Below are 13,584 nucleotides of genomic sequence, written 5' to 3'. Positions count from 1 at the left end.
AACTAATATCATAATCAGTTTATGGGATTAATAACAGGGGTTAGGATAGAAATTTAGATTATCCACGCCTAAAACAAATTTCTTGTCTTGTTTTTTAATATTGTCATAGGGCTGAGCAGTAAAAGATTCATACACAATGGCCGGTATTCCATTATTGATTAAGGGAATGGTGGTGAATTCAGTGCTGCTTGGGTTCGGTGCGTGGTAATAGGGTACACCATCAACGATGTTAGTTAGTGTAAATGCTATGTCTAAAGAAGTACCTTTTTCTAGAGGGGTAAACAAGAAAACTCTTTTGGAGTACTCTCCATCAGTTCCATGGACATCCACAGCAAAATCGAAATTTTCTTTAGTAATATCAGGAACCACATAACTATTGGATAGTATTTGCCCATTCATTCGGCCGACGGCAAAATCATCAGTGTAACTGGTTACATTAATATAATAGAGATAGTAACAGTATCTAAAATTCGGAGATTGTTCTTTAACATTTTCTACAGTAGCTTCGTGGGCAAAGTGTTCGCGAGGATGTTGTCCCACAATATATGCAACTTTAACTTTAGAAGTGGAGTTCCCATAAGGTCCTTCCTTTATCACAAAACCATATGACTCATTCCCTAACACTTCTCTAGTAGTAGGTTGCATGTACGGAGTCTTTTCTACGGAATAAACATCATATAGTGGCATTATAACTATTAAAAATATGCAAAGCGTTGCAAACACTCCTAAAATTGGCTTATGATATTTATAGGTTTTTATCTCCTTTTCAAACTCTTTTATTATTTTTTTTAAGTATTTTAATGCTGTTTTCAACCAATCTCCTCAAAGACGAATTTTTATCAATACACTTATATAAGTTATACTAGCTTTCTATGAAACAAGATGTTTTGTTTTAAGTAAAAAAATTTCCATAACACATCTATCATATCTTCTATTGTACTGTTAATAAGATTTGGAAATAAATAGATCAATAAATTATATCTAAAAAGACACATCAATTCCGTTTTCTAGCAGATACTCTTTAACTTCTTGAACACTTAACAAGCGATAGTGGAAAACTGAAGCTGCCAATAAAATAGACGCACCGCCTTCAATAACAGCTTGTTTGAAATCAGAAAGTTTTCCAGCACCACCAGATGCTATTACTGGAATGTTTACAGCCTTCGAAACTGATCGGGTATATTCTAGATCATACCCATCTTGTGTTCCATCTCCATCCATACTGGTAGGTAATATAACTCCAGCACCAAGTTCTTGACATTTCTTAGCCCATTTAACAACATCAATGCCTGTTTTCTCAGTGCCTCCAGCTATTACTACTTCAAATCCAGAAGGCATGGCAGTGTCACGACACCCATCAATAGCCACAGTAATTGTATCTTTCCCATATTCGGCTGCTGCTTCATGGATAAGGTTAGGATTTTTCACAGCAGCACTGTTTATGGAAACCTTATCCGCCCCAGCATCTAAAGTCAGTTTAATATCATCTAAATTTGAAATTCCGCCCCCTACGGTTAGGGGAATATCAATAACTGAAGATACATTCTTAACCCATTTCAAGCGAGTTTTCCTGTTTTGGAGAGTGGCTGCAATGTCCAGCATGGCAAGTTCATCTGCACCTTCCTTCTGATATAATGCTGCACTTTCAACTGGGTCACCGGCATCCTTTAAATCTGCAAAATGAATTCCTTTAACTACACGACCATCTTTCATATCCAGACAGGGCATTATCTTCACAGTTGTCATAACTCAATCTCCGTATTTCTATGCATGTGGTTATTATATTATGACAGTTCTATAAAAAATCAACAGCACAATTAAGAATTTTCATTTGAATTGTTTTACAGGAAAACAGTATATCAACGTGGTAAGTCAGCATGTTAAACGCAGAAGTATATTTAACTTCCCAAAAAGGAATTGGCGGGCAGATCCGAACCAAAAATGAAGATTTTTACGTGGAAGAAATTCCAATCACCAATCCTAGTGGGAAAGGACCAAACACATGGCTTTGGATTGAAAAAGAAGGTCGAAACACCTTAGACGTTGTTTTAGATATTGCTCGAGAGCTTGGAATAAATAGGAAGCAGATGGGTTTTGCTGGAATGAAAGATAAATCAGCGGTGACCCGCCAATGGATATGCGTAAGTAACAAAACTCCTGAAGAATTACAGGGACTGGGAGAACAACTTCATCATGTAAAGATAATGAAAGTAGTATCCAACGAGAAAAAATTACGCATTGGCCAACTGGTCGGAAATAAGTTCCAGTTAAAGATTAGGAATGTTGAAAACCCGGATTCGGCGGCAAAAAGAGCGGAAAAAATTCTGGAAGAGTTAAAAAATAGGGGAGTGCCTAATTATTACGGATACCAGCGTTTTGGAAAAAACCGCCCCAACACTCACTTAGTGGGTAAAGCTCTAATCAAGGAAGGAGTGAAAGCAGCAGTTGATTGGTACATAGGACACCCCTACGATACTGAACCCGTGCATATCCAGGAAGCTCGAATGTTATATGAAGAAGGAGAGTTGGAAGAAGCATTAGAGGCCATGCCCAGTGGTATGCGGTATGAAAAGATGATGTTGCGCATGCTTATCAAAGAACAGAAAAAGAAAGAAAAATTAGATGAAAAGTCATATATTTTAGCACTTAAAAGCCTACCCAAACCATTAAGCAGGATGTTTGTCCACGCATACCAGTCATACCTATTTAACCGGGCCGTAAGTGAACGCATAAAACTGGGAATAGATAAATTCATTGAAGGGGATATTCTTATTGACAATAAAGAACATCTGATCCATGAATTCGACCCTAAAACAATAGAAAAAAGTATTAAAGAATTCCAAGCCCACCCCTCAGCTCCACTATTCGGTAGTAAAGTACCCCTTGCTGGTGGAAAACTGGGAAAAATGGAGCAAAAAATTTTGGATGAAGAAAACCTCAAATTAGAAGATTTTTCAGTGCCGAAAATGCCGAAACTAGGAAGCCATGGGATCAGACGCCCAATCCGATTTAAAATATGGGATGTTTCTGCTGAATCATTTGAAAACGGGGTTATTGTAGGGTTTTCAATCCCTAAGGGTTCTTATGCAACAAGTGTTTTAAGAGAAGTAATGAAGAAAGAAGTATATTAGACTGTATTCAACATTTTTTTTTACTTCTCACACACTCTTACCAAACTAACAATACAGATGTTTTTTATATGACAAGTTGCCCCTCATACTGGGGGGTGCCCCCTCATTTTTAAAATATAAATTAAAAGTTTTTCAGAATAGCAACGTCTTTTGCTCTGTTTTTTGGGTTTGACTATTTATCTTCCATTTTTCTTGTAATGCACATTTTTTGTCAATTTTTTAACTAAACTTTAGGCATTGAGTCTATAGTATTCCCATTCCCTTTTTATTACTACTGTTTTTCAACATATTTTTCAGGATTTTCATCAAACTCTTTTTTACATCCCGGAGCGCAGAAGTAGTACTTTTTACCCTTATATTCGCTCGTATATTTCGCAGTTTTCTCATCAACATCCATTTTGCAAATTGGATCTACAGCCATAACAATCCACCCCCTGATATGTTTATATAAGTTTAATCTGTAATCATTTTATTTGCAGGAGGTACATATCCTTTTAAAAGGAGTGATAATGTAACAATAGTCACAGAAGAGAGGGCCATGGCAAGCCCAGCATATTCTGGACGAAATGTTATTCCAAATGTGGGATAAAGTAACCCTGCAGCCACTGGTATGAGGATCATGTTGTAAGCAAATGCCCAGAAGAGATTTAGCTTTATACGTCCCATAACTTTCTTTGATAATTGAAGTCCAGCAACAGCATCCAATAAATTATCCTTAATAAGGACAATTTCCCCACTTTCAATAGCCACATCGGTTCCACTACCAATAGCAATTCCCACATCGGCTTGAGCAAGTGCAGGGGCATCATTAATCCCATCACCTACAAAAGCCACAACTTCTCCATTTTCTTGAAGCCTTTTCACTTCAGCAGACTTTTCTCCAGGCAAAACTTCTGCTAAAATCCTCTCGATGCCGATATTATGGCCGATGGCCTCACCAGTCTTTTTGTTATCACCAGTAATCATAGCAACAGTTAAGCCCATCTTTTTAAGTTCCTGAATAGCTTTCGAGGTGTCAGCCTTTAAAGTATCAGATATTCCAAGAATTCCGGATAAATCATCTCCTGAAGCGACCAAAACGGCAGTTTTCCCATTTTCTTCAATTTCAGAAATTATATCTTCATTAGAACCGGATATCGTAATATTATTATCTTCAAGTAGGGTTCGGTTTCCAATAAGAATCTTTTCATCATTTAAATTTGCAGACACCCCTTTTCCAGGGAAAGTATCGAAGGTATCTGACTCATATAACTTGATGTCATTATCACGGGCCTTGGTGACTATGGCTTGTCCCAGGGGATGTTGTGAATTTTTCTCCACACTGGCAGCAATCTGTAATAAAGTTCGATCATCAGTTTCAATTCCAATGATATCAGTCACTTCCGGTTTACCTTTGGTAAGGGTGCCTGTCTTGTCAAAAAGGATGGTTGTTAATTTTTCTGATATTTCCAGAGCTTCACCATCTTTAACCAATATCCCCAGTTCAGCACCACGCCCAATACCAACAGTTACTGCAGTAGGTGTTGCCAAGCCAAGGGCGCACGGACAAGCTACAACTAAAATGGATATAAAAACTGTGAGTCCAAAAAGGATGCTACTTCCCAGAAGGAAGTACCAAACTATAAAAGCCACGATGGCAATAGTGAGCACAGTAGGGATGAAATAAGAAACTGCCTTATCAGCTATTCTTTGAACAGGCGGTTTAGACCCTTGGGCAGATTCTACTAATTTAATAATTTGCGCCAGCACAGTATCTTTGCCAATTTTCTCTGAACGAAACTTTAAAACCCCGTTCTGGTTTATGGTTCCCCCAACAACTGAAGAACCCGTACGTTTCATGGTGGGAATTGGTTCGCCAGTGATCATGGACTCATCAACATAACTTTCACCTGAAACTACAGTACCATCTACCGGGATCCGTTCACCTGGTTTAACCAGTACTACATCTCCCACAACTACTTCTTCTGTTGGTATTTGAGATTCAACACTAATCCCATCTTCATCACGGAGGATTGTAGCGGTTTTTGATTGCAAATTCAATAATTTTTTAATAGCTGTGCCAGTGCGTCCCTTGGCACGTGCTTCAAGCCATCGTCCAAACATTAAAAATCCTGCAAGCATAAGTGCAGTTTCATAAAACATGAATTCGGGAGTAAGCACAATGTGAAAAGTTCCCAGTACACTGGCGAGGAAAGCAACCCCAATACCCATGGAATACATAACATCCATGTTCAGAGTGCCGATTTGGAGGGAACGATAAGCAACAGAAAAAATCGGGTAACTAACATAAATAAAGGGGACAATAGTTACTGCCAGCATGAAATAAGTCATGTTAAAGGGTAACATCACACCCGCGTACATTAAAATCATCAAAGGAATTGAAACAGCAAAAGCTACTATAAAACGATTTCTTTTACTTTTCAGATCGTCTTCCCGCAGTTTTTCCTCCTTATCTCCAGGAATTTCCCCCTCTAAACCCAGATACTCAAATCCCAAGTTTTCAATGGCTTCTTTCATCTCATTTACACTGGTCATCTGGGGATTGTATGTCACATAAGCCTTTTCACCAGCAAGGTTAACTGTAACCTCACTGACCCCATCAATTTTTCTAAGCACCTCTTCAATGGCTTGAACACACATAGCACAAGTCATTCCCCCTACTTTAATTACAACATTCTCGTTCATCACCCCATATCCAGCACTTTCCACAGTATCTTCAAGTTCATGCAGTTTAACCTTATTTGAATCATATTTTACCGTAGCTTTTTCAGTTCCAAAGTTTACTTTGGCCTCATCCACCCCTTCCAAGTCATTTAAAGATTTTTCAACATTTAGTGCGCATGAAGCACAATGCATGCCTGAAATTTTGATTTCTGCCTTTTTTTTAGAATCATCTGCCATTATATTATCCTACCTTTAATTCTTAATTTATTTTCAAGGGATTATAATTAAATTAGTTTATTTGCCTTAATTATTCAGTAAACAGATTATTTTAGGTTTTTATAAATTTGTCCTTCCTTCATTACCAGTAATATATTTTCAGGATTGCCCAATGATTTGATATCATTAAGGGGGTTTGTTTTACTTACAACTACATCGGCAAGTTTTCCTTTTTCCAGTGTTCCTATTTTTTCTTCCAGTCCCAGTAGTTCTGATGCACATTTAGTGCCAGATTGGATTGCTTCCATTGGAGTCATCCCTATATCACATAAAAATCCTAATTCGCGCAAATTTTGGCCATGAGGGGCGATTCCACTATCGGTGCCCATCACGATTTTCACTCCTGCTTTGTAAGCTTTTTTCATGTTTTCATGGCTGTTCATAGCCACTTTACGAGAATCTTCTTCACTGAAATCAGGAAGTTTTCCAGCTTCCAGAAGTTCTAAGTTGCTCCAATGTGCCAGTTGGGTGGCAACTAACCAAGCATCATTTTCCAGTAGAAGCTGAATGCATTCTTCATCTAGAAATGTTCCATGTTCAATGGATTTTATTCCAGCATTTAAAGCATTTTTAATACCAGAAGAACCATGTGCATGGGCCATAACTGGTAAATTACGATAAGATGCCTCTTCAATTATTATTTTCAATTCTTCCATGGTAAATTGAGGATGTTCTGGGCTGTCATTGGCACTTATCACTCCTCCGGTTACCATGATTTTAACAACTTCTGCACCCGCCCTCAAAACTTCCCTAACTCTTTTTCGAACTTCTTCAGTTCCGTCGCAGACAGATTCAGGCAGTCCTGGATAGCTGGTTTTCACGGTTTTACCAGATTTGAGTTGTAAATCAAAGTGTCCTCCAGTTATGGATAGGGGCATAACACTGATCTGGAGACGCGGACCTTTTATCAGCCCTTTTTCAACTGCTATTTTCACACCATAATCCGCCATTCCTGCATCTCTTACAGTGGTGACTCCTGCTTCCAAGGTTTTTTCCAAGTTTCTAACAGCTTCATAAAAATAAAGGGATAGTGGTGTGTACAATGGGTTTTCAAATCGAAAACCATTAAACATCATGTGCACGTGGCAATCAATGAATCCAGGTAATATGAATCCTCCGTTAGCATTCACATGCTTAATTTCACCATCTGGAATTTTAACTGATTTTTCATTACCAATATCTAAGATTTTTTCGTTTTTTATCAGAACAATCCCATTCTTTATAGGTTTCCCGCCATTACCATCGATGATCGTCCCATTATGGATAAGAAAGTACACTATGTGTCACCATCCTCCTGTTAATTTGCTAAGAATTCATGAATCATTTTATTGTATCTACATGATTTTTTTTATCTTTAATCAAATAAGTCAAACATGAAGTTCGTGTTCTGAAATATTTTCTTTTCTTCACTAGAATCATTAATATGTCAGTCAGTTTATTTTTAATTTTTGTTTTCATTGTAGTGGACACGAAATTGTAAAAAAGAAAAAGATATTAATAACGTGGAGTAGAGTACAAATACTATTAAATGGGAGGTGAAATCGTGGTAAATCCTATATTAGCAGTGGTTATATCGGTATTTTTGCCAGGAATTGGGAGTGCATATGCTGGAAAATTAATGCAGGGAATAGTCATTTTTATCATTGCATTGATTTTAATCGCTTTACAACTTGTGATCGGATGGATAGCATATGTATTATACATAATTGTCTGGGCCTACGGTTTATATGATGCTTACACCACTGCAAAAGCAGCAGAAGCGTAAGTTTATCATTTTTTTTTTACTTTTTTAAGTTAGGAGGTTTTAAAATGGAAATCAATTGGGGAGCAGTAATTATTGGGTTTATTTTATCCATAGTTTTGGGAGCTATTTTTGCAGCTATTATTCCTGGAGCAGGCGCATTATTAGGCTGGTTATTAGCTGGAATGGTTGTCGGATACATGGTCGGAGGAACAGCCGGTAACGGTGCAGTAAATGGAGCAATTTCAGGTATATTTGGGGCAATAGTGCTTTCAATATTGTTACTCCTTTTTGGAACTCTAATCTTGGGTTTAATCGGATTTGCAGCAGCTACCGCGTCTTCATTGATCCTCATACTAGGATCTTTAGGGGTCCTGATCATAATGGCTGTTGGAGGATTAATTGGTGCTTTGATAAAAGGAGAACCAGAAGCAGCATAAAATAAAATCTATTTTTCTTTTTTTTATATTCTCTTTTTATGCTGATGTTTACTTTCTTTCAAGTATTAATAATCGGGAAAACTTTCTACATATAAACAAAAAGAGAATATTATGAGATTGAACTCATTTTAGATCAGAATTATTCTCCAAAAAAATATCATGAAGTAGATAAGCTATAGGTCCTATAATTAATTCTAATGACGCAATGATTTAAGGGGTGATAGAAATTATAGACTGGAAAGCAGTGGGAGTTGGATCCCTTCTAAACGCGGTTTTATCCATAGTCTTCATGGTCGCATTCTTCCCAATATTCTTTTTCGGCCCGATAATTGGGGGGATGTTGGCAACCTATGTTGGAACAAGTGAGAAAAATGATGCTCTGGTAGAAGGTGCATTAACCGGAATTATCGGTGGCTTACTTATTGGAATAATATTCATCGCAGGATTCGGAGCTTTAAGTGCCATAATTGGATTAATATTTACCAAAATTGGTATATTGGCAGGAACAGCAACTTTAATAGTAGGAATTTTCGTGACAGCAGTTATAATACTCGTAGGGGGAGTGTTAGGGGCTGTTGGCGGTGTTATTGGGGCTGAAATAAAGGAGAAAGGCCAAGAAAAAAATTGAATCCTAATTTAATTTTTTTCCATATTTCTTATGGTTCTACATATGGGTTTCGTGATAATGGTTTTGATGATAAAAAATTATTTTAATTGATTTAAATCATATTAAATCCACTGATTTTCATTGTTCTAGTTTAATAATCTGGGCATCGGCATCAACTTCTACCAAGTCACCATTGGATAAAATTTCAAAAATATCTTCTTCTGGATGATCAACCATGGGAATGCTGGCCATTATGGCCCCAGTAGCGATTATTGGTTCTGCTTCAATTGCAATTATAGCCAAAGGTGCTGTTTTATTTTTTGCCATCTGAAAGATCACATACGAACCAACAGTAGAACCCTTACCCGATGGAATAACCAGTATTTTATCACTGATATTCTGCTGATAGAGTTGATGTCCCCTATCTATAACATTTCCAGTTTTAGGGTCAACACCACCCAGAAAACTTAATGGGTTGTTGGATAGGATTACTTCACCTTGGGCTTTACCACGAGAAATTTTACGGCACTTAATGTTAACAGTCATGATAATTAATTCCTTTTTTCACTATAAAAAATAGGGGATAGGTTTATAAATAAACCCATCTGGACTTAGAACAGTCCAATTCATGTTTAATCAATTACAATTTAATTAAACAATTTTATTCCAATTCTAACTCAATTCCTCCGATTGTAGGCCTTAAAAAGTTGTATATGAGTGCTGTAACTGTGGACATGATGAAAACTATTATGAAAGTTCCCACAATATTCCCGATTAAATATGCGATTGCAAATAATGGTTCTTTTAAGGTGAAGTATATTGTTATATTTGGAATGGAAAATATCAAGTTCAAAATGGTTGTTACCACTGCAAGAATCAAGGCTAAGGGTATGGGTTCGATTTTTTTTAGTTCAAAGAGATTATTTTGCACAGAATTAAATTTAAGCCGTATTCCACCGATTTTTGGCGCTAAAAAATTGTATATTAATGCCATTATAGCGGTGTTGATGAAGGAAGATATGAAAACTATTATGGGGATTCCAATTATCATCATGATTATTCCAATGATTCCTAAGGCACTGAGCCCTCCAAATTCTGGTAACGAGCTTGTGGTACTAATAGCTGCAATGGCAGCGGTTTGCATGCCTAACATCAATATTGGGGCCACTATCAACATTAAAATCAAAACATAAATAGTGTTGAGGGTGGAAACCATCAAAGACAGGGGAATTATTGGGATCTCTTTAATTTCTTCCATTTCATCTAATTTCAACTTTATACCGCCCAATCGTGGCACTAGTAAATTGTAAATTAATGCTTGGAGGAAAGAATGTGCGATATTCACTAAAAACAATCCCGTTGGTAATATGAGGATAATAGCTACAGCTAATGTTAAAAGTAAGCCGATGATTGCACTAACTGTTGATGGTATGAAAAAGGCCACCAATCCCAGAACTATTATTAATATCAATGCATAGATAAGTCCCAGAATTGCGGACAGTGCTGAATTCATCAGAGTGAAGGGCACTATGGTCACAGATTTAATTTCTTTAATTTCTTCCATTTCATTTACCTCCAATAAATGATAAAATTTTAATAGTTTAGGTTATCTTGATTACTCTCTTTGTAATTATTATTCTTATAATAATTTTTCTCTACTTTAGGCTAAATAAATATATTTTTCAGTAGGAAAAATAACCCTGAAAATCATTTTTATGAAAATAAAAGAAAAAAGAGGGGGAAATTTATTTTTCGAGTACTCATTCAAGTTCCAGTTTCACTCCACCGATCTTAGGCTGTAGGAAATTGTAAATTATTGCTGCCAAGACAATGAAGATGAAGGTTATGATGAACGAGGATATGATCTGCCCAATCAGTACTAATAATCCTCCTACAACATTTCCTAACATGCTGTACTGAATCAAATACAATATTCCTTGCAGTAGCCCAAACACAGCTTGTACCACTGCTAATGCCAGAGCGGCTGGAACTGCAGGTATGTTGGTTAGTTCAAATGTGCTTCCTGCTTCAGCAAATATGAGTTTTATTCCACCGACTTTGGGTATTAACACGTTGTAGAATAGGGCGAAAAGTGCCATTCCAATGAAAGAGAATATGAACACCAGTATAGGCATCAGAATGATCCAGAAAACGGCCCAAATACCTCCGAACGTGGCCATGAATGTTCCAGTTGCCTCAGTGACTTCTGGTATAACAACACTCAATAAGGTAAGTACTGGAGTTCCTGCAAGACCAACATACAGCCCGAGTATAAATGTGAGTATTGCACTTATACATGATAGAATCAGGGCATAAGAAACAACTGGAATTGATTTAACTTCTTCTTCTTCCATTCCCAGTTTTATACCGCCCACTTTAGGTGTCAGAACATTGTATAACAATGCATAGACGAACGTGCCAACGATGTTATAGAGGAATGCAGTCAAAGGTATCAAAATAACCAATGCCACTCCTAAAGTTAATAAAACTCCTGAAATGGCACTTAATTCAGGTATGGCTGCTAAAACTCCTAGACTCAGCAGAAGTACTATGGCCACAAGGAAAGCTAAGACAGCGTGTATAGATGATGTCATCAGTGTGAACGGTGCGGTTTTAATATGTTTTATCTCTTTTATGTCTACCATCTTTTTCACCTCCTTTTACAATCAGTGCAATTTTATTTATTCATAATCATATATTAATTTTTCGTTTTAAGCTCGTTAAATCTACTTAAATCTGTAACTGAGCTAAAAAATAGATTAAATATCAAGAAACTATTCAAATATCAGGATTAGAATGAAGAAAAATGAAAAAATTAGAAATTAAGTGACTGTCAGTTTTTTTAGTTGGCTACGAATTTTTTACTATTCTTCATATTGGGATTTTATGAATAAAATAAAGAGAATCCAAGTTTAATTAACAGTTTTATAACATGTTTTGATACTGAATATAACTAAAATAATTTATTAGAATGGAATTAACAGCTCTTCACTCCCTAGTGAATTAAAGATTGGCTCATAATAATTATATGTTTAAAAAGAAATTAAAGCTAAAATACGTATATTAGTAGTAACCGGAGATTTTTAACTATAATTACTGGATATTAATAATGGATAAATTAGATATATATAATTTCATAATTATGCATATTTTAACGTTTTTTTTGTATAATATTTTAAACTCCACTAAAATAATACTGCTTAAAAAAATGGATAATCCTATTTTTTTGCATTGTTAATGGTTAATTGGTTTCTATTGATTGTATTCTTTTTATATAATTTAAATGAGATTGGGGGGAGGTGGGTGTGGTGTTGTTTTATCTTGTAATTTTTAATTTGATTGAACATTGTTTAGTTAATGTCCATTTTTTTATTTTTTTTTGCTTATATTAATGGGGTGGAAGCTAAATTTACATGGTGTGTTTCTGGGTAAAACTTATATGTTTTCATTAACACAATATTCTAATGTAAAAGAAATATTCCCCCACCTGTGGAATGTATGTAACATTTTTCCACTTCACATAATAAAAATCTGGAAATAATTTATCTTATTTACTGTTATTAGGCATGAAGGAGGTGAAAAAGAACGTGACTAAACAATTGAAATTGTTGATTGTTGCTCTATTATTGGCATTAGTTTCTTGTGGTGCGGTATCTGCAGTAGATTCATCTGATGTGGATGCGCAAATTATGGACGTTGGTGTTCCTTTTGTGGAAAATCAGGGTCAAAAAGACTCAGAAGTATCCTATTACGCCAACACTTTCTACGGAACCAGTTACATCACCCATGATGGGATTACTCACCAAATAATTGGTGAAGACAATAAAACTTTGGTAGTTAAAGAGCAGTTTCTGGACAGTCAGGGTAATCCGATCATCTTCCAAGCAAAGGGAGAGGAACCCTCAAATACTGTTGTATCCTATTTCAAGGGTAACAATCCAGATAACTGGCAAACTAACTTACCCACTTATAATTTCGTTAATTTAGGTGAGCTTTACCCGGGTATCACTGTGAAACTTCGGGCCACTGGCAGTAACATTGAAAAACTCTTCTTTGTCAACCCTGGAGCCCATCCAGATGATATTCAAATCCAAATGCTTGGTATTGACTGTTTAGCAATTGATGAGGATGGCAACCTCGTGATAAAGTCAGATGGTTTTCCTGAAGTGTCCATGTCAAAACCTATAGCCTTCCAAGCAAACAATAATAACATAGAAGCAAATTACCAGGTAAAAGACAATGTTTATGGTTTTGCTATAGGCGATTACGACCATAACCAACAACTAATCATCGACCCAACACTAGAATACAGCACCTACCTCGGAGGAACCGACGATGAGTATGGTTGTGGTGTTGCTGTGGATGGTGATGGTAATGCTTACATCACCGGATCCACCTATTCCACGGATTTCCCTACAACACCCGGAGCATACCAAAACACCAATAAAGGAGGTAGTGAGGTTTTTGTGTCTAAGTTGGATCCTACTGGTGCACTGGTTTATTCTACCTATCTCGGAGGAACCAACTATGAGTATGGTTATGGTGTTGCTGTGGATGGGGATGGAAATGCTTACATCACCGGAGAAACATCTTCAACGGATTTCCCTACAACGTCTGATGCATACCAAACCAGCTATGCAGGTTTCGGAGATGCTTTTGTGTCTAAGTTGAATCCTAGTGGAACTGGACTGGTTTATTCTACCTATCTCGGAGGAAACAATTATG

General features: G+C 36.6%; 13 protein-coding genes. 5 read left to right on the top strand and 8 right to left on the bottom strand.

All coding sequences use genetic code 11. From position 1 onward, the window contains the following. Positions 1-27: 27 nt before the first annotated feature. The gene (locus GXZ72_02305; protein HHT18382.1) at positions 28-813 is read right to left on the bottom strand and encodes a hypothetical protein; all 786 of its coding nucleotides are present in this window, start codon (positions 811-813) and stop codon (positions 28-30) included. Positions 814-981: 168 nt separating this feature from the next. After that, positions 982-1,746 (bottom strand): imidazole glycerol phosphate synthase subunit HisF, encoded by a 765-nt coding sequence (gene hisF, locus GXZ72_02300; protein ID HHT18381.1) that lies wholly within the window; start codon positions 1,744-1,746, stop codon positions 982-984. Between the two features lie 131 nt (positions 1,747-1,877). Between hisF and truD the strand changes: the two genes are divergently transcribed. Further along, complete coding sequence (gene truD, locus GXZ72_02295; protein HHT18380.1) at positions 1,878-3,131, top strand: tRNA pseudouridine(13) synthase TruD; 1,254 nt, start codon at positions 1,878-1,880, stop codon at positions 3,129-3,131. 271 nt (positions 3,132-3,402) lie between these two features. Here the strand turns inward: truD and GXZ72_02290 are convergent, their stop codons facing one another. From GXZ72_02290 to GXZ72_02280, 3 genes are all read right to left on the bottom strand, one after another. Next, on the bottom strand, positions 3,403-3,552 hold the full coding sequence (locus GXZ72_02290) for a YHS domain-containing protein (GenBank protein HHT18379.1): 150 nt from the start codon (positions 3,550-3,552) through the stop codon (positions 3,403-3,405). A 32-nt stretch (positions 3,553-3,584) separates the two neighbouring features. Continuing rightward, the gene (gene cadA, locus GXZ72_02285; protein HHT18378.1) at positions 3,585-6,032 is read right to left on the bottom strand and encodes a cadmium-translocating P-type ATPase; all 2,448 of its coding nucleotides are present in this window, start codon (positions 6,030-6,032) and stop codon (positions 3,585-3,587) included. An 86-nt stretch (positions 6,033-6,118) separates the two neighbouring features. Next, entirely contained in the window at positions 6,119-7,351 is a 1,233-nt protein-coding gene (locus GXZ72_02280; GenBank protein ID HHT18377.1) for an amidohydrolase family protein, read from the bottom strand. 263 nt (positions 7,352-7,614) lie between these two features. On the opposite strand from GXZ72_02280, the gene GXZ72_02275 reads away from it, so the two are divergent. The 3 genes from GXZ72_02275 (at position 7,615) to GXZ72_02265 (ending at position 8,880) form a co-directional block, all read left to right on the top strand. Continuing rightward, positions 7,615-7,836, top strand: a complete 222-nt coding sequence (locus GXZ72_02275; GenBank protein HHT18376.1) for a hypothetical protein — start codon at positions 7,615-7,617, stop codon at positions 7,834-7,836. Between the two features lie 44 nt (positions 7,837-7,880). Further along, positions 7,881-8,252, top strand: a complete 372-nt coding sequence (locus GXZ72_02270) for a DUF5518 domain-containing protein (GenBank protein ID HHT18375.1) — start codon at positions 7,881-7,883, stop codon at positions 8,250-8,252. 226 nt (positions 8,253-8,478) lie between these two features. After that, entirely contained in the window at positions 8,479-8,880 is a 402-nt protein-coding gene (locus GXZ72_02265; GenBank protein HHT18374.1) for a DUF5518 domain-containing protein, read from the top strand. A 117-nt stretch (positions 8,881-8,997) separates the two neighbouring features. Here the strand turns inward: GXZ72_02265 and GXZ72_02260 are convergent, their stop codons facing one another. The 3 genes from GXZ72_02260 to GXZ72_02250 all read right to left on the bottom strand — a co-directional run bounded on the left by GXZ72_02260 (position 8,998) and on the right by GXZ72_02250 (position 11,504). Further along, positions 8,998-9,405, bottom strand: a complete 408-nt coding sequence (locus tag GXZ72_02260; protein HHT18373.1) for a DUF126 domain-containing protein — start codon at positions 9,403-9,405, stop codon at positions 8,998-9,000. A 115-nt stretch (positions 9,406-9,520) separates the two neighbouring features. Continuing rightward, positions 9,521-10,438, bottom strand: a complete 918-nt coding sequence (locus GXZ72_02255; GenBank protein ID HHT18372.1) for a hypothetical protein — start codon at positions 10,436-10,438, stop codon at positions 9,521-9,523. A 181-nt stretch (positions 10,439-10,619) separates the two neighbouring features. Next, on the bottom strand, positions 10,620-11,504 hold the full coding sequence (locus GXZ72_02250; protein HHT18371.1) for a hypothetical protein: 885 nt from the start codon (positions 11,502-11,504) through the stop codon (positions 10,620-10,622). 942 nt (positions 11,505-12,446) lie between these two features. Between GXZ72_02250 and GXZ72_02245 the strand changes: the two genes are divergently transcribed. Further along, a partial coding sequence (locus GXZ72_02245) for a hypothetical protein (protein HHT18370.1) occupies positions 12,447-13,584 on the top strand: 1,138 nt, incomplete at its 3' end.

The organism is Methanobacterium sp. (assembly GCA_012838205.1).
GTDB lineage: Archaea > Methanobacteriota > Methanobacteria > Methanobacteriales > Methanobacteriaceae > Methanobacterium.
This window is presented reverse-complemented; position numbering and strand designations above follow the sequence as displayed.

Coding starts and splice junctions, on each gene's coding strand:
- hisF (HHT18381.1), bottom strand. CDS start 1,746: ATGACAACTGTGAAGATAATGCCCTGTCTGGATATGAAAGATGGTCGT.
- truD (HHT18380.1), top strand. CDS start 1,878: ATGTTAAACGCAGAAGTATATTTAACTTCCCAAAAAGGAATTGGCGGG.
- GXZ72_02290 (HHT18379.1), bottom strand. CDS start 3,552: ATGGCTGTAGATCCAATTTGCAAAATGGATGTTGATGAGAAAACTGCG.
- cadA (HHT18378.1), bottom strand. CDS start 6,032: ATGGCAGATGATTCTAAAAAAAAGGCAGAAATCAAAATTTCAGGCATG.
- GXZ72_02270 (HHT18375.1), top strand. CDS start 7,881: ATGGAAATCAATTGGGGAGCAGTAATTATTGGGTTTATTTTATCCATA.
- GXZ72_02260 (HHT18373.1), bottom strand. CDS start 9,405: ATGACTGTTAACATTAAGTGCCGTAAAATTTCTCGTGGTAAAGCCCAA.
- GXZ72_02250 (HHT18371.1), bottom strand. CDS start 11,504: ATGGTAGACATAAAAGAGATAAAACATATTAAAACCGCACCGTTCACA.